Annotated in this window: 19 protein-coding genes; all 19 read right to left on the minus strand. The window is 59.0% G+C overall.

Going from position 1 to position 20,874, the window contains the following annotated elements; genetic code table 11:
• Positions 1-92 (minus strand): hypothetical protein (locus ACIPL2_RS14540; protein ID WP_401357492.1); only part of this gene is annotated, 92 nt, incomplete at its 3' end.
• Positions 93-366: 274 nt separating this feature from the next.
• The gene (gene tilS, locus ACIPL2_RS14545) at positions 367-1,695 is read right to left on the minus strand and encodes a tRNA lysidine(34) synthetase TilS (RefSeq protein WP_401357403.1); all 1,329 of its coding nucleotides are present in this window, start codon (positions 1,693-1,695) and stop codon (positions 367-369) included.
• Positions 1,696-1,826: 131 nt separating this feature from the next.
• Positions 1,827-2,774, minus strand: coding sequence for an acetyl-CoA carboxylase carboxyltransferase subunit alpha (locus ACIPL2_RS14550; RefSeq protein ID WP_401357405.1), 948 nt, complete (start codon positions 2,772-2,774; stop codon positions 1,827-1,829).
• Positions 2,775-2,925: 151 nt separating this feature from the next.
• Positions 2,926-6,447 carry a DNA polymerase III subunit alpha gene (gene dnaE, locus ACIPL2_RS14555; protein WP_401357408.1) on the minus strand — a complete coding sequence of 1,174 codons (3,522 nt, stop codon included), beginning with the start codon at positions 6,445-6,447 and terminating at the stop codon, positions 2,926-2,928.
• A gap of 76 nt (positions 6,448-6,523) precedes the next feature.
• Positions 6,524-7,150 carry a ribonuclease HII gene (rnhB, locus tag ACIPL2_RS14560; protein WP_008154045.1) on the minus strand — a complete coding sequence of 209 codons (627 nt, stop codon included), beginning with the start codon at positions 7,148-7,150 and terminating at the stop codon, positions 6,524-6,526.
• Positions 7,151-7,161: 11 nt separating this feature from the next.
• Positions 7,162-8,292 (minus strand): lipid-A-disaccharide synthase, encoded by a 1,131-nt coding sequence (gene lpxB / locus ACIPL2_RS14565; RefSeq protein WP_401357411.1) that lies wholly within the window; start codon positions 8,290-8,292, stop codon positions 7,162-7,164.
• 2 nt (positions 8,293-8,294) lie between these two features.
• Entirely contained in the window at positions 8,295-9,071 is a 777-nt protein-coding gene (gene lpxA / locus ACIPL2_RS14570; RefSeq protein ID WP_401357413.1) for an acyl-ACP--UDP-N-acetylglucosamine O-acyltransferase, read from the minus strand.
• Complete coding sequence (gene fabZ, locus ACIPL2_RS14575) at positions 9,068-9,508, minus strand: 3-hydroxyacyl-ACP dehydratase FabZ (protein WP_017336708.1); 441 nt, start codon at positions 9,506-9,508, stop codon at positions 9,068-9,070. The genes lpxA and fabZ overlap by 4 nt, the downstream gene beginning before the upstream one ends.
• Positions 9,509-9,615: 107 nt before the next feature.
• A complete protein-coding gene (gene lpxD, locus ACIPL2_RS14580; RefSeq protein ID WP_401357416.1) occupies positions 9,616-10,671 on the minus strand; it encodes a UDP-3-O-(3-hydroxymyristoyl)glucosamine N-acyltransferase in 1,056 nt (351 codons plus the stop codon).
• Between the two features lies 1 nt (position 10,672).
• On the minus strand, positions 10,673-11,176 hold the full coding sequence (locus ACIPL2_RS14585; protein ID WP_010462812.1) for an OmpH family outer membrane protein: 504 nt from the start codon (positions 11,174-11,176) through the stop codon (positions 10,673-10,675).
• Between the two features lie 44 nt (positions 11,177-11,220).
• The gene (bamA, locus tag ACIPL2_RS14590; protein ID WP_401357418.1) at positions 11,221-13,611 is read right to left on the minus strand and encodes an outer membrane protein assembly factor BamA; all 2,391 of its coding nucleotides are present in this window, start codon (positions 13,609-13,611) and stop codon (positions 11,221-11,223) included.
• A 74-nt stretch (positions 13,612-13,685) separates the two neighbouring features.
• Complete coding sequence (gene rseP, locus ACIPL2_RS14595) at positions 13,686-15,038, minus strand: sigma E protease regulator RseP (RefSeq protein WP_401357421.1); 1,353 nt, start codon at positions 15,036-15,038, stop codon at positions 13,686-13,688.
• Positions 15,039-15,091: 53 nt separating this feature from the next.
• The gene (gene ispC / locus ACIPL2_RS14600) at positions 15,092-16,282 is read right to left on the minus strand and encodes a 1-deoxy-D-xylulose-5-phosphate reductoisomerase (RefSeq protein ID WP_401357423.1); all 1,191 of its coding nucleotides are present in this window, start codon (positions 16,280-16,282) and stop codon (positions 15,092-15,094) included.
• A complete protein-coding gene (locus tag ACIPL2_RS14605) occupies positions 16,279-17,085 on the minus strand; it encodes a phosphatidate cytidylyltransferase (RefSeq protein ID WP_401357425.1) in 807 nt (268 codons plus the stop codon). Before ACIPL2_RS14605 ends, ispC begins: the two co-directional genes overlap by 4 nt.
• The gene (uppS, locus tag ACIPL2_RS14610; protein ID WP_401357428.1) at positions 17,085-17,840 is read right to left on the minus strand and encodes a polyprenyl diphosphate synthase; all 756 of its coding nucleotides are present in this window, start codon (positions 17,838-17,840) and stop codon (positions 17,085-17,087) included. The genes ACIPL2_RS14605 and uppS overlap by 1 nt, the downstream gene beginning before the upstream one ends.
• Positions 17,841-17,853: 13 nt before the next feature.
• Positions 17,854-18,411, minus strand: coding sequence for a ribosome recycling factor (gene frr / locus ACIPL2_RS14615; protein ID WP_007907979.1), 558 nt, complete (start codon positions 18,409-18,411; stop codon positions 17,854-17,856).
• Positions 18,408-19,151: a UMP kinase gene (gene pyrH, locus ACIPL2_RS14620; RefSeq protein WP_003172271.1), complete on the minus strand. Its 744-nt coding sequence runs from the start codon at positions 19,149-19,151 to the stop codon at positions 18,408-18,410. Before pyrH ends, frr begins: the two co-directional genes overlap by 4 nt.
• A 208-nt stretch (positions 19,152-19,359) precedes the next feature.
• Positions 19,360-20,223 (minus strand): translation elongation factor Ts, encoded by an 864-nt coding sequence (gene tsf / locus ACIPL2_RS14625; RefSeq protein WP_401357431.1) that lies wholly within the window; start codon positions 20,221-20,223, stop codon positions 19,360-19,362.
• A 192-nt stretch (positions 20,224-20,415) separates the two neighbouring features.
• Positions 20,416-20,874, minus strand: a 459-nt coding sequence (rpsB, locus tag ACIPL2_RS14630; protein WP_401357433.1) for a 30S ribosomal protein S2, incomplete at its 5' end; no start/stop codon positions are given.

Below are 20,874 nucleotides of genomic sequence, written 5' to 3' on the forward strand. Positions count from 1 at the left end.
CGCGCCTCCAGGATCGCCGCCATTGAAGCCGATGCAATGCCTTTCCACAATGAAGAAACAACAGCGCCCGTGACGAATTTGTAGCGCGTCATGAAAAACCCTAGAAGTCTGCGTTAAAGCGGTCCGAGCCGCCGGGGAAAGCGAAGGAAGGCCGAAGCCCCCGATCACCTGCATTAATCACAGTGCACCTTTCAAAAAAACCGCCGCGTTGGGACAGACCGGAAGATGAAACACCGGTACGTTGCTCGCTACACATTTTTTGGAATCGCCCAGCAAAGACTGCTTGGTAATCGGCAACTCCTGCAATTCAAGCGAATCCACAGAAGTTGTATCAAGAAGGGAGCGTAGTCTACCGGAAAGCCCCTTTCAGCTCAAACCTTGATCTTCGGTTGGTGGCTGCCAATGCAAATGCCAGCCATCCTGCACACTGCCGCTCAAGCCCCGCAGGTTGGCCACTGCCAGCAATTGCTCGCCCCGGTAGAGCAGCGGCAATCTGCCACGGGCGAATCCCGGCACGCCTCGTTCATTGAGCAAACGCTTGAGATCTCGATGGCCGCGATCCGGCAACGCCATGATTTCGCCGCCCTCACGATAGCGGATCCGCAGCGGCCCGTCGGGGATTTGGCCGGTGAGTGTGAGCACGCCGTTATCCGGCAACGTCAACGATCGCGAGGGGACAGCCCAGGTTCCGGCGGCGGGTGGCGTGTTCAGCCAGCCGCCCGACAACCACCAGAGACGGCCCCCGGCCCGATGCAATTCGCCGTCCGCGAGGCGCCAGATCGGGCGGGCATCGCCAGTGGCATCGCGCAAATCCTCCCAACCCGACCAATGGTCACTGTCTGGCAGTCGTGTCAGGGGTTCGAGCCAGTGACTCAGTGCATTGCGCTGGCGAGCGGCGGACAGCGTTACCAAATACGTCAGTTCCAGCGACGGCAATCCCAACCAATCGAACTCGCCGACCGTGCGCGCCTGAGCCAGATCGATTTGCGCCAACTCGTCGAGCAGTCCCTGCGCTTCGCTCAAATGCGCGGCGCTGCGGGCGATGGTCACCACTGCTTGCGGCCAGCGCTCGGTCAATGCCGGGAGCACCTGATGCCTCAGGTAATTGCGCGAGAACTGCCGATCCTGGTTTGACGGGTCTTCGATCCAGCTCAGCTGATGCTCGGTCGCATAGGTTTCCAATTCTGCCCGCGTAACGTCGAGCAATGGCCGAAGCAACTGCCCCTGACCCAACGGACGTTGACGTGGCATCCCTGCCAACCCCCGCACCCCTGCCCCACGCAGCAGCCGAAACAGCAAGGTTTCGGCCTGGTCGTCGCGATGCTGGCCGGTCAGCAACACATCGTTGCTTTGAGTCGCCTCGATGAACGCACCATATCGCGCATCACGGGCCGCACGTTCCAGGCTGGCGCCGGGCTGAACCTGCACGCGAACCACCTGTAGCGGCACTCCCAGATCATCACAGACCGACTGACAATGATCCGGCCACGCATCGGCCGCAGCTTGAAGGCCGTGATGGACATGGATAGCGCTCAGCGCCGGCAGGGATTGGGTTTTTGCGAGGTGTGCCAGAAGGTGCAGCAGGACAGTGGAGTCGAGACCACCGGAGAAAGCGATACGCCAGGTTTTGGCATCGCGCCAGGGGCTCAGGTTCAGCAGGACTCTGGCAGGCAGATCAATCATGGACTGACTCATATCGATCATCTCGCACAAATCAAATGTGGGAGCGGGCTTGCTCGCGAAAGCGGCTTAACATTCAACACATCAGTTGACTGTTATACCGCCTTCGCGAGCAAGCCCGCTCCCACATTGAAGCCGAGGTCAGATCAGAGACCGTAGCTCATCAGGCGATCGTAACGACGGGCCAGCAGCGCTTCGTTATCGAATTTCTTCAGCATCGCCAGTTGCGAGCTCAGCTCGGCACGGATCGATGCAGCCGCAGCAGCTGGATTGCGGTGTGCGCCGCCCAATGGCTCGCTGATCACTTTGTCGACGATGCCCAGGCCTTTGAGGCGCTCGGCGGTGATGCCCATGGCTTCAGCGGCATCCGGGGCTTTCTCGGCGGTTTTCCACAGAATCGAAGCGCAACCTTCCGGCGAAATCACCGCATAGGTCGAGTACTGCAGCATGTTCAGCTGATCGCAAACGCCAATCGCCAACGCACCACCCGAACCACCTTCACCGATCACTGTGGCGATGATTGGGGTTTTCAGGCGGGCCATGACGCGCAGGTTCCAGGCGATCGCTTCGCTCTGGTTGCGCTCTTCGGCGTCGATGCCCGGGTAAGCGCCCGGGGTGTCGATGAAGGTCAGGATCGGCATCTTGAAACGCTCGGCCATTTCCATCAGGCGGCACGCCTTGCGGTAGCCTTCCGGACGCGGCATGCCGAAGTTGCGGCGAACCTTCTCGCGCACTTCGCGACCTTTCTGGTGACCGATGATCATCACCGGTTGGTCGTCCAGGCGTGCGATGCCGCCGACGATGGCCGCGTCGTCGGAGAAGTGACGGTCGCCGTGCAGTTCGTCGAACTCGGTGAAGATGTGTTCGATGTAGTCCAGGGTGTATGGACGTTTCGGGTGACGCGCCAGACGCGCGATCTGCCAGCTGGTCAGCTTGCCGAAGATGTCTTCGGTCAGCGTGCTGCTTTTGTCCTGCAGGCGGGAGATCTCATCGCCGATATTCAGCGAATTGTCATTACCGACCAAGCGCAACTCTTCGATCTTGGCTTGCAGGTCGGCGATCGGCTGTTCGAAATCTAGAAAATTCGGGTTCATAGGCGTCCGTCTTGGGTCGACATCCAAGGGAGCTTGGGCCGGCCGGTTGTCTATTCGCGCCCTACCTTAAGGGAGAGGCGCGTTCAGGTCGAGATTAAAAATTGGGTCGAGATCAGGCGCTGCTCTTAAGCACAAGAATGGCACCTGACCGTCAACGGTATTGGAGGAAGACGTTGTCTCGCCCGAACTGGTCACGCAAGGCTTGAATCAACGCATCCGCCGGGTCGATCCGCCAGGTCTCGCCGAACTGCAGCAAGGCCTTGGCATCGGGGCTGGTGTACTCCATGGTGATCGGGCACGCACCGCGGTGACGCTTGAACAACTCACCCAGCCAGCGTAGCTGATCGCCTTTCAAATCCTTGGTCTGCAGCTTCAAGCGCAGACTCTCGGCCAGGTTGGTGCGCGCATCTTCCATGCTCATCACCCGCTTGACCCGCAGCCGCAGGCCGCCGGAGAAGTCGTCGTTGCTGACTTCGCCTTCGACCACCACCATCGCGTCGGTCTGCAACAGCGACTGCGCGGAATGGAAGGCCTCGGCGAACAGCGACGCCTCGATCCGGCCCGAGCGGTCGTCGAGGGTGATGAAACCCATCTTGTCGCCCTTTTTGTTCTTCATTACGCGCAACGCGATGATCATGCCCGCGACCGTCTGGGTATCGCGAGCCGGCTTCAGGTCGATGATGCGCTGGCGGGCGAAGCGGCGGATCTCGCCTTCGTACTCGTCGATCGGGTGACCGGTCAGGTACAGGCCCAGGGTGTCTTTTTCCCCTTTCAGGCGTTCCTTGAGGGTCAGCTCCTTGGCCTTGCGGTGGTTGGCGTAGACGTCGGCGTCGGCCTCAACGAATAGACCGCCAAACAGGTCGGCATGGCCGCTGTCGTGGGTCCGTGCGGTTTGTTCGGCAGCCTTGATCGCCCCTTCCATCGCCGCCAGCAAGACGGCGCGATTCTGGTCGATGTTCGCTTGATAAGCTTTCGGCTCATCATGGAAATATGGCCCCAGACGATCCAGCGCACCGCTGCGGATCAAACCGTCCAGAGTGCGTTTGTTGATACGTTTGAGGTCGACACGGGCGCAGAAGTCGAACAGGTCCTTGAACGGACCGTCCTGGCGCGCCTCGGTAATCGCTTCGACCGGCCCTTCACCCACACCCTTGATCGCGCCGAGGCCATAGATGATCCGGCCTTCGTCATTCACCGTGAACTTGAACTCCGAAGTATTCACATCCGGCGCGTCGAGACGCAGCTTCATGGTGCGAATTTCTTCGATCAAGGTCACGACCTTGTCGGTGTTGTGCATGTCCGCCGACAGTACCGCGGCCATGAACGGCGCCGGGTAGTGGGTTTTCAGCCATGCCGTCTGGTACGACACCAGGCCGTAGGCGGCGGAGTGGGATTTGTTGAAGCCATAACCAGCGAATTTTTCCACCAGGTCGAAGATGTTACCGGCCAGGTCGGCATCGATATTGTTGGTGGCGCAACCTTCAATGAAACCGCCACGCTGCTTGGCCATTTCTTCGGGTTTTTTCTTACCCATGGCTCGACGCAGCATGTCCGCACCACCGAGGGTGTAACCGGCCATGACCTGGGCAATCTGCATCACCTGTTCCTGGTACAGGATGATGCCGTAAGTCGGTGCCAATACCGGCTTGAGGCCTTCGTACTGGTAGTCCGAGTGCGGGTACGCGAGTTCGGCGCGACCGTGCTTACGGTTGATGAAGTCGTCCACCATACCCGATTGCAGCGGGCCCGGACGGAACAGGGCCACCAGTGCGATCAAGTCTTCCAGGCAGTCGGGCTTGAGCTTTTTGATCAGCTCTTTCATGCCGCGCGACTCAAGCTGGAACACCGCCGTAGTCTCGGCTTTTTGCAGCAACTGGTAAGTCGGCTTGTCATCCAGCGGGATGAACGCGATGTCCAGCGGCGGCTGATCGACCTTGGCGCGATCGCGGTTGATGGTTTTCAGCGCCCAGTCGATAACGGTCAGGGTCCGCAGGCCGAGGAAGTCGAACTTCACCAGACCGGCTGCTTCAACGTCGTCCTTGTCGAACTGGGTTACCAGGCCATCGCCGGCTTCGTCGCAATAGATCGGCGAGAAGTCAGTCAGTTTGGTCGGTGCGATCACCACACCACCGGCGTGCTTACCGACGTTACGCACAACGCCTTCGAGCTTGCGCGCCATCTCCCAGATTTCTGCCGCTTCTTCATCGACCTTGATGAAGTCACGGAGGATTTCTTCCTGTTCGTAAGCTTTTTCCAGGGTCATGCCGACTTCGAACGGGATCATCTTCGACAGACGATCCGCAAGTCCGTAGGACTTGCCCTGCACCCGCGCCACGTCGCGGACCACCGCTTTTGCCGCCATCGAACCGAAGGTGATGATCTGGCTTACCGCGTTGCGGCCGTATTTCTCGGCCACGTATTCGATAACGCGGTCACGACCGTCCATGCAGAAGTCGACGTCGAAGTCGGGCATGGAAACCCGTTCCGGGTTAAGGAAACGTTCGAACAGCAGGTCATATTCCAACGGGTCGAGGTCGGTAATCTTCTGCACATAGGCCACCAGCGACCCGGCACCCGACCCCCGGCCCGGACCTACCGGTACGCCGTTGCTCTTGGCCCACTGGATAAAGTCCATAACGATCAGGAAGTAACCGGGGAAGCCCATCTGGATGATGATATCCAGCTCGAAATTCAGCCGGTCGACGTAGACCTGACGCTTGGCTTCGTAGTCTTCGGTGGTGTCCTTGGGCAGCAGAACGCTGAGGCGATCCTCCAGACCATCGAAGGACACTTTGCGGAAATACTCGTCGATGGTCATGCCATCGGGGATCGGGAAGTTGGGCAGGAAGTGCTTGCCCAGCTTCACTTCGATGTTGCAGCGCTTGGCGATCTCGACCGTGTTCGCCAGTGCCTCGGGAATATCGCTGAACAGCTCAGCCATTTCCTCGGCGCTTTTGAGGTATTGCTGATCGCTGTAATTCTTCGAACGCCGCGGATCGTCGAGGGCCCGGCCCTCACCGATGCAGACGCGGGTTTCGTGGGCGGCGAAGTCTTCCTGCTTGATGAAGCGCACGTCGTTGGTGGCCACCAGCGGCGCACCGATTTTCTCGGCCAGGGCCACGGCACCGTGCAGTTGTTCTTCATCGTTGGGGCGATTGGTGCGCTGGATTTCCAGGTAGAAACGGTCCGGGAACACCGTCATCCATTCGCGAGCGAGGTTTTCCGCTTCAGCCGGATTGCCACTGAGCATGGCCAGGCCTATCTCGCCTTCTTTCGCCGCCGACAGCATGATCAAGCCTTCGCTGGCCTCGGCCACCCACTCACGCTCGATGATGATCGAGCCATTGCGCTGGCCGTCGATGAAGCCGCGGGAGATCAGTTCGGTCAGGTTGCGATAACCCACGGCGTTCATCGCCAGCAGGCTGATCCGGCTCAGGGCGTTGTCCGGGTCCTTGTTCGACAGCCACAGGTCGGCACCGCAGATCGGCTTGATCCCGGCACCCATGGCGGCTTTATAGAATTTGACCAGGGAACACATGTTGTTCTGGTCAGTGACCGCTACGGCAGGCATGTTCATGCCGACCAGGGTCTTGACCAGCGGTTTGATCCGCACCAGACCGTCGACCAGGGAGTATTCAGTGTGCAGGCGTAGATGAACGAATGAAGCCGGCATAGTGATCCTGCGTTATGTCATGAAAACAACAAGGCCCGGATTGTACCGGGCCTTGAGTAAAACATCAGCCTTGCGACTAACTCTCGATCAGGTTTTCCCGCGCCTCGTACGCCAGGCGTACCGGGGCGAACGAGCGGCGGTGAATCGGCGTTGGCCCCAGGCGGGCCAGCGCTTCCAGATGAACGGGCGTCGGGTAGCCTTTGTGGCCGCCGATGCCGTAACCCGGGTAAATCAGTTCGAACGCAGCCATCTCGCGGTCGCGGCTGACCTTGGCCAGGATCGAGGCCGCGGCGATGGCCGGCACCTTGCCGTCGCCCTGCACCACGGCTTCAGCGCGCATCGACAGCTTCGGGCAGCGGTTGCCGTCGATCATCGCCAGTTTCGGCTGAATGTGCAGGCCTTCGATGGCGCGTTGCATGGCCAGCATGGTGGCGTGAAGGATGTTCAGCTCGTCGATTTCTTCGACTTCGGCGCGGGCGATGCACCAGCTCAAGGCTTTTTCGCAGATTTCGTCGTAGAGCTTTTCGCGGCGGGCTTCAGTGAGTTTCTTCGAGTCGTTCAAACCGAGGATCGGACGACTCGGATCGAGAATCACAGCCGCCGTCACGACCGCGCCACACAGCGGGCCGCGTCCGACTTCGTCAACACCGGCAACCAATTCTTCGACTTCAGCGACCAAGGTGAAATCCAGCCCCATCTGCATGCTTGTTTTACTCATTGTACTTGGCCAATCAGATTCAGCACTGCATCCGCAGCCTGGTTGGAGGCATCCAGACGCAAGGTCCGGTGAATTTCATCGAAGCCGCGGGTCTGCTCCTGGCCATCCTCGATCAGCGGCGACAAGGTCTGGGCCAGGGCTTCGACCGTCGCATCGTCCTGCAACAATTCCGGCACCAGCAAGCGCTGGGCCAGCAGGTTCGGCAACGAGACGTACGGGCTTTTCACCATGCGCTTGAGAATCCAGAACGTCAGCGGCGCCAGGCGATAAGCGACCACCATCGGCCGCTTGTACAACAGCGCCTCAAGGGTCGCCGTTCCGGAGGCAATCAGCACCGCGTCGCAGGCCGCCAGGGCCAGATGGGAATTGCCATCGAGCAAGGTCAGCGGCAGATCGCGACCGGCCAGCATCTCCTCAAGCTGCTTGCGGCGCTCGGGGCTGGCGCAAGGCAGGACGAACCGCACGCCGGGGCGCAAGGCCCGCAGGCGCTGGGCGGTATCGAGGAACAAGGCACCGAGACGGCCGACTTCACCGCCACGGCTGCCCGGCATCAGTGCCACTAGCGGTCCATCAGGCAAACCGAGTTCCGCCCGAGCAGCGGCGCGATCGGCTTCAAGTGGAATCGCATCGGCCAGGGAGTGCCCGACAAACCGCACCGGCACGCCCTTCTCTTCATAGAACTTCGCTTCGAACGGGAACAGCGTCAGCATCAGGTCGCAGCCTTCGCGAATCTTCAGCACGCGCTTCTGCCGCCAGGCCCAGACCGACGGGCTGACGTAGTGCACGGTCTTGATCCCGGCCTGACGCAGCTTGAGTTCGATGTTGAGGTTGAAGTCCGGGGCATCGATACCGATGAACACGTCCGGCTCCGCAGCGATGAGGTCCGCGACCAGCTTCTTGCGCCGCTTCAGCAACTCGCGCAAGCGGCCCAGCACTTCCACCAGACCCATGACCGAAAGGCGCTCCATAGGGAACATGGAGGTCAGCCCTTGGGCCTGCATCAACGGACCGCCGACACCAATGAATTCGACTTGAGGATGGCGAGCCTTGAGCGCGCGCATGAGACCCGCGCCCAGAATGTCACCGGAAGCCTCACCAGCCACCAGCGCAATACGCAAATTAGCCATGATTAACGAGTGATGCCACGGGTCGAAGACTGGATGGAATCACGGAACACCGCGACTTCCGGAAACTGCGCCGACGGCTCGGCCAGTTCGGCGAGCGCCTGCTCAACCGTCAGGCCCTGGCGATACACCACCTTGTAGGCACGACGCAGGGCGTGGATCGCATCTTCACTGAAACCGCGACGGCGCATGCCTTCGAAGTTCATGCTGCGGGCTTCGGCCGGGTTGCCAAATACCGTGACGTACGCTGGAACGTCTTTGCCAATGGCGGTGCCCATGCCGGAAAAGCTGTGGGCGCCAATGTGGCAATACTGGTGGACCAGGGTGAAACCCGACAGGATCGCCCAGTCCTCAACGTGCACATGGCCAGCCAACGCGGTGTTGTTGACCAGGATGCAGTGGTTGCCAATGACGCTGTCGTGACCGATATGGGCATAGGCCATGATCAGGTTGTGATCGCCCAGGGTCGTTTCCGAACGGTCCTGAACGGTCCCACGGTGAATCGTCACGCCTTCACGGATGACGTTGTGGTCACCAATGACCAGACGAGTTTCTTCGCCCTTGTATTTCAGATCGGGCGTGTCCTCGCCTACCGAAGAAAACTGGTAGATGCGGTTGTGCTTACCGATTCGGGTCGGGCCTTTGAGAATCACATGCGGCCCGATCACTGTTCCCTCGCCGATTTCCACACCTGCGCCGACGATCGACCAAGGGCCGACCTCGACGTCGTCGGCCAGAATGGCCGTCGGATCGATGATTGCGCGAGGGTCAATCAAACTCATAGTTTGCGTTCCGCGCAGATGATCTCGGCGGAGCAGACAGGTTTGCCATCGACCGAGGCCTGGCACTCGAACTTCCAGATCTGGCGCTTGCAGCTGATGAAGCGGGCTTCGAGGATCAACTGATCGCCTGGGGTGACCGGCTGGCGAAAGCGCAGCTTGTCGGAACCGACGAAGTAGTAAAGCGTCCCGTCGGCTGGCTTCACGTCGAGCATTTTGAAGCCAAGGATACCGGCAGCCTGAGCCATCGCTTCAATGATCAACACGCCCGGCATGATTGGATGCGCAGGGAAGTGACCATTGAAGAACGGTTCGTTGATGCTGACATTCTTGTAGGCGCGAATGCGCTTGCCTTCCACATCCAGTTCCACGACTCGGTCCACCAGCAGGAACGGGTAACGGTGGGGCAGGTATTCGCGAATCTCGTTGATGTCCATCATTTCGGGGGGAAGCCTATGTAAAGATTGGGAGGCGCGACTGACGCGCACCCCTCTAGCAAATCAAGGAGGCAGTCTAACGGCTGTGCACACTTGATATGGAAATGGTATCAGCCATCTGATGAAGCATTACCGTCAGGGGTCACGTCCCCTACACGCTTTTCCAGCTGTCGCAGACGTCGCGCGATGTCATCGAGCTGACGGATGCGTGCCGCGCTTTTGCGCCACTCGGCAGCCGGTTGCATGGCTGTACCGGAAGAATAGGAACCCGGCTCGGTAATCGAGTGGGTCACCATGGTCATCCCGGTGATGAAAACCTTGTCGCAAATGTCGATGTGCCCCACCAGCCCTACGCCACCGGCGAGCATGCAATGCTTGCCGATTTTGGTGCTGCCGGAAATCCCCACGCACGCTGCCATGGCAGTGTGATCACCGACCTGGACGTTGTGGGCAATCTGAATCTGATTGTCGAGCTTAACGCCATTCCCCAGGATCGTGTCGGCCAGCGCTCCGCGGTCGATGGCGGTGTTTACGCCAATTTCCACGTCGTCACCCACCAGGACACCACCGATCTGGGCGATTTTCTGCCAGACACCCTTCTCGTTGGCGAAACCGAAACCTTCGCCACCGAGCACTGCACCCGACTGAATCACCACGCGCTTGCCGATGCGTACGTCGTGGTACAGCGTGACGCGAGGGGCCAGCCAGCCACCCTCGCCAATCTCGCAGCGGGCACCGATGAAGCAATGCGCGCCAACGGTGACACCCGCCGCAATGCGCGCAGCGCTTTCGATGACCGCAAAGGCGCCAATGCTTGCCGCCGGATCCACCACTGCGTCCTCTGCCACCACCGCTGTCGGATGAATACCGGCAGCCGCCTTGGGCTTGGGATCGAACAGATGGGAAACCCGCGCATAAGCCAGATACGGATCAGGCACCACCAGCGCATTACCGGCAAAACCTTCGGCGTCAGCAGCCTTCAGCAACAGGGCTGCGGCATGGCTGTCGGCCAGGTATTTACGGTATTGAGGGTTTGCCAGAAAGCTCAACTGAGCTGGGCCAGCCTCTTGCAAAGTGGCTAGCCCAGTGATTTCTTTCTCCGGGTCGCCACGCAGGGTGGCGCCGAGGAACTCGGCCAACTGGCCGAGCTTTATAGTCGCTGTCATATTACTTCAGCTGATTCATGCGCTCGATAACCTGGCGAGTGATGTCGTATTGAGGCTTGACATCAATCACTGCGCCACGCTCGAAGACCAGGTCAAAAGCACCTTTCTTGATGACTTCTTCCACAGCGCTGTCCAGTTTCGGCTTGAGCTGCTTCAGCATTTCACGGTCAGCAACGGCTTTGGCTTCGTTCAGCTCCTTGGACTGGAACTGGAAGTCGCGGGCCTTTTGCTTGAATTCGAGTTCGAGCCGTTCACGCTCGCCTTGCTGCATCTTGTCGCCACCGGCCATCAGACGGTCCTGGATGCCCTTGGCACTGCTTTCCAGGGTCTTGAGCTTGCTCAGCTGAGGACCGAACTTCTTCTCGGCATCCACGGCGTATTTCTTGGCCGCGTCGGACTCCAGCAGGGCCATCTGATAGTTCAGGACGGCGATTTTCATGTCGGCAAAAGCCGGACCTGCTACCAGTACGGTCGCCAGGAGAACCAATTGAGTCAACTTACGCACGATGCACTCCTACAAATTCATTGTCGTTATCTAGGGTCAGACGCTTAGAACGTCTGGCCGAGGGAGAATTGGAACACTTGAGTCTCAGCGTCATCCGGTTTCTTGACCGGCATGGCCAAGGCGAAACTCAGAGGACCCAGTGCGGTGACCCAGGTCACACCCACACCGACGGAACTTGCCATGTTGCTCAGGCTGATGTCGTTGCACTTTGTCTCGGCAGTCGAACCGACATTGGCGTTGGTCGTTTTTTCGCACTTGGAGTCGAATACGTTACCCACATCCCAGAATACCGAGGTACGCAGGGAACGCTGATCCTTGACGAATGGCAGCGGGAACAGGACTTCAACACCGCCCTGGATCAGGACGTTACCACCGAACGGCAGCGGATCCTGGTCCGGGTCGGCCAGCGTACCGGAGTTACCCGTCACATCCGCACCGCGGCTTGGCGTACTGCGAGGACCGAGCGTACTGTCCTTGAAGCCACGAACCGAGTTGAAACCACCAGCATAGTAGTTTTCATAGAACGGCAAGCCATCGGTCGAACCGTAACCGTCGCCGTAACCCAATTCGGTGTGCAGGCGCATGGTGTAGTTCTCGCTCAGCGGCTGGAACAACTGGCCACGGTAGTCGAGCTTGAAGAACGACAGGTCGCTGCCAGGAGTCGTGGTTTCCAGCACCAGGCTCTGGGAATGACCACGGGTCGCCAGTACGCCCTTGTTCAGCGTGGACTCGGACCAACCGGCCGACGCCTTGAAGTTCAGGTACTTGTCGCCTTCCTTGTTAACGAAGTCGAAGATTTCGTCAACGGTGTATACGCCCGTCTTGATCGTGTCTTGTTGTGCCGTCAGGCCGAAGGTCAGACGCGAAGTCTCGCTGATCGGGTAACCGACGCTCACGCCTGCACCCAGGCTGTCTACGGCATAGCTGGCGACGTCGACGTCGAGGTCTTTGTAGTCAGTGGTGCGGTAGAACGCGTTGTAACCCAGGCTCACGCCATCAGCGGTCCAGTACGGGTCGACATAACCGAAGTTATAGCGGCTCTGGTATTCGCTGCGGGTCAAGCCGATGCTGACCTTGTTACCCGTACCGAGGAAGTTGTTCTGGGTGATCGAACCACCGAGGATCAGACCGGCGCTCTGGGCAAAACCGACGCTGGCGGTAATCGAACCGGAAGCCTGCTCTTCAACGGCGTAGTTCACGTCAACCTGGTCGTCGACGCCCGGCACGGCCGGCGTTTCGACGTTGACTTCCTTGAAGAAGCCCAGGCGCTCGAGACGCGTCTTGGATTGGTCGATCAGGTAGGTCGAAGCCCAGCCGCCTTCCATCTGGCGCATTTCACGGCGCAGCACTTCGTCTTCGGACTTGGTGTTGCCACGGAAGTTGATGCGGTTGACGTAGGCACGCTTGCCCGGATCAACGGCGAACGTGATGTCAACCGTGTGGTCTTCATCATGTGGCTGAGGCACGCCGTTGACGTTGGCGAAGGTGTAGCCCTCGTTACCCAGACGGCGGGTGATCAGTTCGGACGTGGTGGTCATCAGCTTGCGCGAGAACACCTGGCCTTTCTGGACCAGCAGCAGGGACTTGACCTGGTCTTCAGGGACTTTCAGGTCGCCGCTCAGCTTGACGTCACGAACGGTGTACTTCTCGCCTTCGTTGACGTTGACCGTGATGTAGACGTGCTTCTTGTCCGGGGTGATGGACACCTGGGTCGAAGCGATATCCATGTTGATATAGCCACGGTCCAGGTAGTAGGAGCGCAGGCGCTCCAAGTCACCGGAGAGTTTTTCACGGGCGTACTTGTCATCGTTCTTGAAGAACGACAGCCAGTTGGTGGTCTTCAGTTCGAACAGGTCGATCAGGTCTTCGTCAGGGAAAACCGTGTTACCCACCACGTTGATGTGCTGGATAGCCGCGACGGTGCCTTCGTTGATGTTGACCTTCAGCCCGACGCGGTTACGAGGTTGCGGCACCACTTCGGTGTCGACCGTGGCCGAGTAGCGACCCTGAGCGACGTACTGGCGCTGCAGCTCGTTACGCACACCTTCAAGGGTGGCACGCTGGAAGATCTCGCCTTCGGCCAGACCGGATTGTTTGAGACCCTTCATCAAGTCTTCAGTGGAGATCGCCTTGTTACCCTCGATCTCGATACTGGCGACCGACGGACGCTCGACTACCGTGATGACCAGTACGTTGCCATCGCGACCCAGCTGGATATCTTGAAAGAAACCGGTTTTGAACAACGCACGAGTGGATTCCACCAGGCGTCGATCATCCGCCTGTTCACCGACGTTCAACGGCAAAGCACCAAAGACGCTACCCGCGGAGACCCGCTGGAGGCCATTGACGCGAATATCAGAGATAGTGAAGGACTCGGCGTGAACTTCGGCGATCATCAATACGGTGAGAACCGCAGTTAGCATCATTTGTTTCATGAAGTCCTTTCTTATTCCAACTGGCAATAAACAAACTGCCGCAAAATGCGGCAGATTCGCAATTCAGCGAAGTGTTACAGACGGCCCAAATCATTGACCAGAGCAAGCAACATTACCCCGACCACCAAACTGATACCGATCTGTATCCCCCAACCCTGCACCCGATCCGACAAGGGACGACCACGCGCCCACTCGATCAGATAAAACAACAAATGCCCCCCATCCAGTACAGGAATGGGCAACAAATTCAGAACTCCCAAGCTAATACTCAGATAAGCAAGGAAATTCAGGAAATCAGCGACGCCCGACTGGGCAGAAGCGCCCGCCACTTTAGCAATGGTTATCGGTCCACTCAAGTTTTTTACCGAGAGCTCACCGAACAACATTTTCTTGAGTGAATCGAGGGTCAGTACGCTCATGGTCCAGGTGCGTCGAGCACCCTCCCCAATCGCTGCCACAGGACCGTAACTGACCTCGCGAATCATCTCCGGTGGCCAATCGACCGGTTTCACCCCAGCCCCCAAATAACCCGTGGGCGCCTTCTTCTCGCCGCGAGCGGCCAGCGTCACAGGGACGTCGATTTGAGCACCATCACGCTCGACACGCAGCATGATTTTGGTATCAGGACGCATACGGACCGTGTCGACAACCTGCTGCCAGTCATCGACTGACTTGCCATCGAGCGCCAACAACCGATCACCGGTTTTCAGGCCAGCAGCCTGGGCCGGGCCTTTCGGATCAAACTCGGCCAGGACCGGTGGCAGCGCCGGACGCCAAGGGCGGATACCCAACGAGCGGATCGGGTCCGGCTCATCAGCGCCCTTGAGCCACTTGTCCAGAGCCAGCTCGCGGGGCGAATCGGCGGTGGAGCCCTGTTCGCGGACCAGCAACTGCAGTGAACCGCTCTCGCCGAGACGACGGACCAGTTGCAGATTTACCGCCGACCAACCGGAAGTCGGCTCGCCATCGATGGCAATGATTTCCTGGCCTGCGCTCAAACCCGCCTTGGCCGCGATGCTGCCGGACTCGACGGCGCCGATAACCGGGCGTATCTGCTCGCTGCCGAGCATGGCGAGGACCCAGAAAAAAATCATCGCCAGCAGAAAGTTGGCAATCGGGCCAGCGGCAACAATAGCAATGCGCTGACGGACCGATTTGCGATTGAACGATTGATCGAGCTGGTCGGCTGGCACTTCGCCTTCGCGCTCGTCGAGCATTTTCACGTAGCCGCCCAGCGGAATGGCGGCGACGACAAACTCAGTGCCTTGCTTGTCGTGCCAGCGCAGCAACGGCATACCGAAGCCCACGGAGAAACGCAGCACTTTGACCCCACAGCGACGTGCGACCCAGAAATGGCCGAATTCGTGGAAGGTAACCAGCACACCCAAAGCTACCAGGGTGCCGACAATCATATAGAGCGCGCTCATCTACTTTCTCCGCAATCCTATCCGGTGCTGCTTGGGCCAACGTATTGCAGCACTTACCGCCCGTGACGACTCAACCATTGTCCGGCCAGTTCTCGAGCTTTCGCATCGGCCGTAAACACGGCTTCGAGATCATCCACCGCTACCACAGGCTCGAGATTCAACACTTCTTCGATGATACTCGCGATTTCCGGATAGCGAACCCGCCCGTCGAGAAACGCGGCAACAGCCACTTCATTCGCCGCGTTCAGCATGGCTGGTGCGCTATTGCCCGCCTCGGCGGCCTGACGCGCAAGGCGCAGGCAAGGGAATCGCTCTTCATCGGGAGCCTGGAAATCCAGGCGCGCGATGGCAAACAGGTCCAGCGGCGGCACACCCGAATCGATACGCTCTGGCCAGGCCAGGGCATTGGCAATCGGCGTGCGCATGTCCGGGTTACCCAACTGGGCCAGCACCGAACCGTCGATATAGTCGACCAGCGAATGAATCACGCTTTGCGGATGAATGACCACTTCAACCTGCGACGGCTTGGCATCGAACAGCCAGCAGGCTTCGATCAACTCCAGCCCTTTGTTCATCATGCTGGCCGAATCGACCGAAATCTTGCGCCCCATCGACCAGTTCGGATGGGCACACGCCTGGTCCGGGGTAACATGCGCCAGCTCAGCCATCGGCGTCTGTCGGAACGGACCGCCAGAGGCTGTGAGTAAAATCCGACGCACACCTACCGCGCCCAACCCTCGGGCAAAATCCTGCGGCATGCACTGGAAAATCGCATTGTGCTCGCTGTCGATCGGCAGCAACACCGAGCCGCTTTTGCGCACGGCCTGCATGAACAAGGCACCGGACATCACCAGTGCTTCTTTATTGGCCAGGAGGATTTTCTTGCCGGTTTCGACCGCCGCCAGGGTCGGTCGCAGGCCCGCCGCGCCGACGATGGCCGCCATGACCGCGTCAACTTCAGGATCGGAAGCCACCTGACACAAGCCTTCCTCGCCTACCAGCACACGCGTCGACAGGCCCGCCGCACGCAAATCGTCTTGCAAGCCACGGGCCGCGCCGGCCTCGGGCACGACGGCAAACTGCGGCGTATGTCGCACGCACAGCGCCAGCAACTCACTTAGACGCGTGAAACCGCTCAAGGCATAAACCTGATAGCGGTCGGGATGGCGAGCGATGACATCCAGAGTGCTCAGACCGATAGAGCCGGTCGCCCCCAGAACGGTAATCTGCTGAGGGCGGCTCACGGTGCAGCCATCCACAGCAGCACCGCAAACACGGGAATCGCGGCGGTCAGGCTGTCGATACGGTCCAGTACGCCACCGTGACCCGGCAGCAGATTACTGCTGTCCTTGATCCCGGACTGACGCTTGAACATGCTTTCGGTGAGATCACCCACGACCGAGATGAACACGATGATCGCTGCGCCAATCAGCCCCATCAGCAGCAGACCGAAGCTCCAGCCGCGTACCAGACCGACGATCGCCGTGATCACCAGGCTCAGCAGTAACCCGCCATAAACGCCTTCCCAGCTCTTCCCCGGGCTGACGTGCGGCGCCAGCTTGCGCTTGCCAAAGGCCCGTCCGGAAAAGTACGCACCGATATCGGCGCCCCAGACCAGCACCATCACCGCCATGATCAGCCAGTTGCCCAAAGGGTACTGCTTGATCTCGATCAGACCTTGCCAGGCTGGCAACAGAATCAGCAGACCGATCACCAGTTTGCAGGCCGCGCTGGCCCATCGTTCGCTGGAACGCGGATAGGTCAGCACCAGGTACGTCGCAACGCCCCACCAGAGTACCGAAGCCCCCAGGACCCAAGGCGCAAGCCCCGGCAGGATATGCATGACAAAGAGCATCAACGCGACCGCCGCCGCATAGGCGACGCGGATCGGCTGCTCGGTGAAGCCCGCCAGGCGAGCCCACTCCCAGGCACCGAGGGTCACGACCAGCCCGATGAACAGCGCAAAACCGGAGCCTTCGAGCAGGAAAAACCCGCACAAGGCGATCGGCAGCAGGATCAGCGCGGTGATGATTCGTTGTTTAAGCATTAAACCCGGGCTCCAGACTCGACCTGCTCGCTCGTTTTACCGAAGCGGCGCTGACGAGAAGCGAAATCGGCCAGCGCGTTACGCATGGCATCGTGTTTGAAGTCCGGCCAGAACAGGTCGGAGAAGTACAACTCGGCGTACGCCAGCTGCCACAGCAGGAAGTTGCTGATGCGATGCTCGCCACCGGTACGGATGCACAGGTCCGGCAACGGCAGATCGCCGGTGGCCAGACAGGTTTGCAACAGTTCCGGGGTGATGTCTTCCGGACGCAGATGCCCGGCCTGAACTTCCCGGGCCAGACGCTGCGCGGCTTGCGCAATGTCCCACTGACCGCCGTAGTTGGCGGCGATCTGCAGGACGAAACGATTGGCGCCCACGGTCATGGCCTCGGCTTCGCGCATGGCAGCTTGAAGCTCTGGATGAAAGCGTGAACGGTCGCCGATGATACGCAAACTGATGTTGTTGTCGTTGAGGCGCTTGGCCTCACGACGCAATGCCTTGAAGAACAGGTCCATCAAGGCACTAACCTCATCGGCCGGGCGCTGCCAGTTCTCACTTGAGAAGGCGAACAGGGTCAACACTTCGACCTTGGCCTCGGCACACACCTCAATCACCGCACGAACGGCATCCACACCCGCTTTATGCCCGGCGACACCCGGCATAAAGCGTTTTTTCGCCCAGCGATTATTCCCATCCATGATGATCGCGACATGGCGCGGCACCGCGGACGGTGCAGTCTGCTTAGTCTTATCCATTAAAACGCGACCCTTATACGGCCATCAGGTCTTTTTCTTTCTGCGCCAAATTCGCGTCGATTTCAGCCACGTACTTTTTGGTCAGATCGTCAATTTCGCCAGTAGCGCGACGTTCTTCGTCTTCGCTGATTTCTTTTTCCTTGACCAGATCCTTGAGCTGGCTGTTCGCATCACGACGGATGTTGCGCACGGCAACACGGGCATCTTCAGCGACATCACGAGCCTGCTTGGTGAAGCCCTTGCGGGTTTCTTCGGTCAGGGCCGGCATGGAGATCAGCAGCAACTCACCCAGGTTGGTCGGGTTGAGGTTCAGACCCGCGCTACCGATGGCTTTGTCGACCGCACCGAGCATGTTGCGCTCGAAGGCCACGACTTGCAGGGTACGGGCGTCTTTGACGGTGATGTTCGCCACTTGCTTGATCGGGGTGTCGGAACCGTAGTACGGCACCATCACGCCTTCGAGAATGCTGGGGTGCGCCTGGCCGGTACGAATACGGCCGAAGTTGTGCGCCAGCGATTCCACGGATTTCTTCATGCGCTCTTGAGCGTCTTTCTTGATTTCGTTGATCATTGTTGGCCTTCCTCGATCAGGGTCCCTTCAGCGCCGCCATGGACGATATTCAGCAGGGCGCCGGGCTTGTTCATGTTAAATACGCGCAATGGCATCTTGTGGTCGCGGCACAGGCAAATGGCCGTCAGATCCATCACGCCCAGCTTGCGATCCAGCACTTCATCGTAAGTCAGATGATCGAACTTCTCGGCATGCGGGTCTTTGAATGGGTCAGCGGTGTAGACGCCATCGACCTTGGTCGCCTTGAGCACGACATCGGCATCGATTTCGATTGCACGCAGGCAGGCTGCCGAATCCGTGGTGAAGAACGGATTGCCGGTACCGGCCGCGAAAATCACGACTTCCTTGGCATTCAGATGACGCATAGCTTTGCGACGATCGTAGTGATCGGTCACGCCCACCATGGAAATGGCCGACATCACGATGGCCGAGATATTGGCACGTTCCAGCGCATCGCGCATGGCCAAGGCGTTCATCACAGTGGCCAGCATGCCCATGTGGTCGCCAGTAACCCGATCCATGCCGGCCGCGCTCAGCGCTGCGCCACGGAACAGGTTGCCGCCGCCGATCACCAGACCGACCTGGACACCGATGCCGACCAGTTGGCCGACTTCCAGCGCCATGCGATCCAGAACTTTCGGATCGATCCCGAACTCTTCCGAGCCCATCAGGGCCTCGCCGCTAAGCTTGAGTAGAATGCGTTTATAGCGAGCCTGATAACCACTGCCCTGCTGAGCCATTGCGAATCTCTCCTGCGGCGTATTTAAAAATTCTTTGCGAGCTGTTTACAGCTGGCGTTCACTCTAGCTTGGCGCTGCTTCAGCGCCATCGGAACATGGCTTTGTAAGCCAGTTCCAAACGGAAACCAATTAAAAATTGGTACCCCATCTGAAAAGAGGCTGCGCGCGTAAGCGGGCAGCCTCTTCAGGGCGACAGTTAAAAACCGTCTTATTGCTTGGCGGCAGCCAGCTGGGCAGCAACTTCTTCAGCGAAGTTGTCGACCGGCTTCTCGATGCCTTCGCCTACTTTGAAGTAGGTGAACGAAACGATTTCAGCACCGGCTTTCTTGGCCAGTTCACCGACCTTGATTTCAGGGTTCTTGACGAACGCCTGCTCAACCAGGCTGGCTTCGGCCAGGAACTTGCTGATACGGCCTTTGACCATGTTTTCAACGATATTTTCCGGCTTGCCGGCGATTTTATCAGCGTTCAGAGTCAGGAATACGCCCTTCTCACGCTCAACCGCTTCAGCGGAAACTTCCGATGGCAGCAGGAATTCAGGGTTGGTCGCCGCTACGTGCATAGCGATGTCCTTGGCCAGCTCGACAGTGCCGCCCTTCAGGACAACTGCAACACCGATCTTGTTGCCGTGCAGGTAACCACCAACAACATCACCTTCAACGCGTGCCAGACGACGGATGTTGACGTTTTCGCCAACCTTGCCGACCAGTACCAGGCGAGCAGCTTCTTGAGCTTCGATCAGCGGAGCCACTTCAGTCAGCTTGTCAGCGAACGCTTTTTCAACGCTTGCAGCAACAAATGCCTTGAAGTCGTCCTGCAGAGCCAGGAAGTCGGTCTGCGAGTTCACTTCCAGCAGAACGGCGGACTTGCCGTCTTCTTTCAGAGCGATAGCGCCTTCAGCGGCAACGTTGCCCGCCTTCTTGGCAGCCTTGATGGCGCCCGAAGCACGCATGTCATCAATGGCTTTTTCGATGTCGCCGCCAGCCTTGGTCAAGGCTTTCTTGCAGTCCATCATGCCTTCGCCGGTACGCTCGCGCAGTTCTTTGACCAACGCTGCAGTAATCTCTGCCATTTCAAAAATCCTCTTGGATAGGTTATCAACCATTCCACCCGATCGAACGGGCGTTCAATTCTTCCCGAACCACCCTTGTTAGCCGCTGCACGTTACAAAGGCTGTAGCTGCGCTGCCAACTAATGGTTTTCGAGGTGGCAAAAAGGGGGCCAAGCCCCCTTTTTGCTTACTGAGTCAACGCCAAGGCGTCAATTACTCAGCTGCTGCTACCGGAGCTTCTTCAACGAACTGCTCGGTGCCGCCAGCAACGTGGTTGCGACCGCGGATGACTGCGTCAGCCATCGAACCCATGTACAGCTGGATAGCGCGGATTGCGTCATCGTTGCCTGGGATGATGTAGTCAACGCCTTCCGGGCTGCTGTTGGTATCGACTACGCCGATAACCGGGATGCCCAGCTTGTTGGCTTCGGTGATCGCGATGCGCTCGTGATCAACGTCGATAACGAACAGAGCGTCTGGCAGACCGCCCATGTCCTTGATACCACCCAGGGAACGATCGAGCTTCTCAAGATCGCGAGTGCGCATCAGCGCTTCTTTCTTGGTCAGCTTGGCGAAAGTACCGTCTTCGGCTTGCACTTCAAGGTCACGCAGACGCTTGATGGAAGCACGGATGGTTTTGAAGTTGGTCAGCATGCCTCCCAACCATCGTTG

The sequence above is a fragment of the Pseudomonas sp. NPDC086251 genome, assembly GCF_044746405.1.
GTDB lineage: Bacteria > Pseudomonadota > Gammaproteobacteria > Pseudomonadales > Pseudomonadaceae > Aquipseudomonas.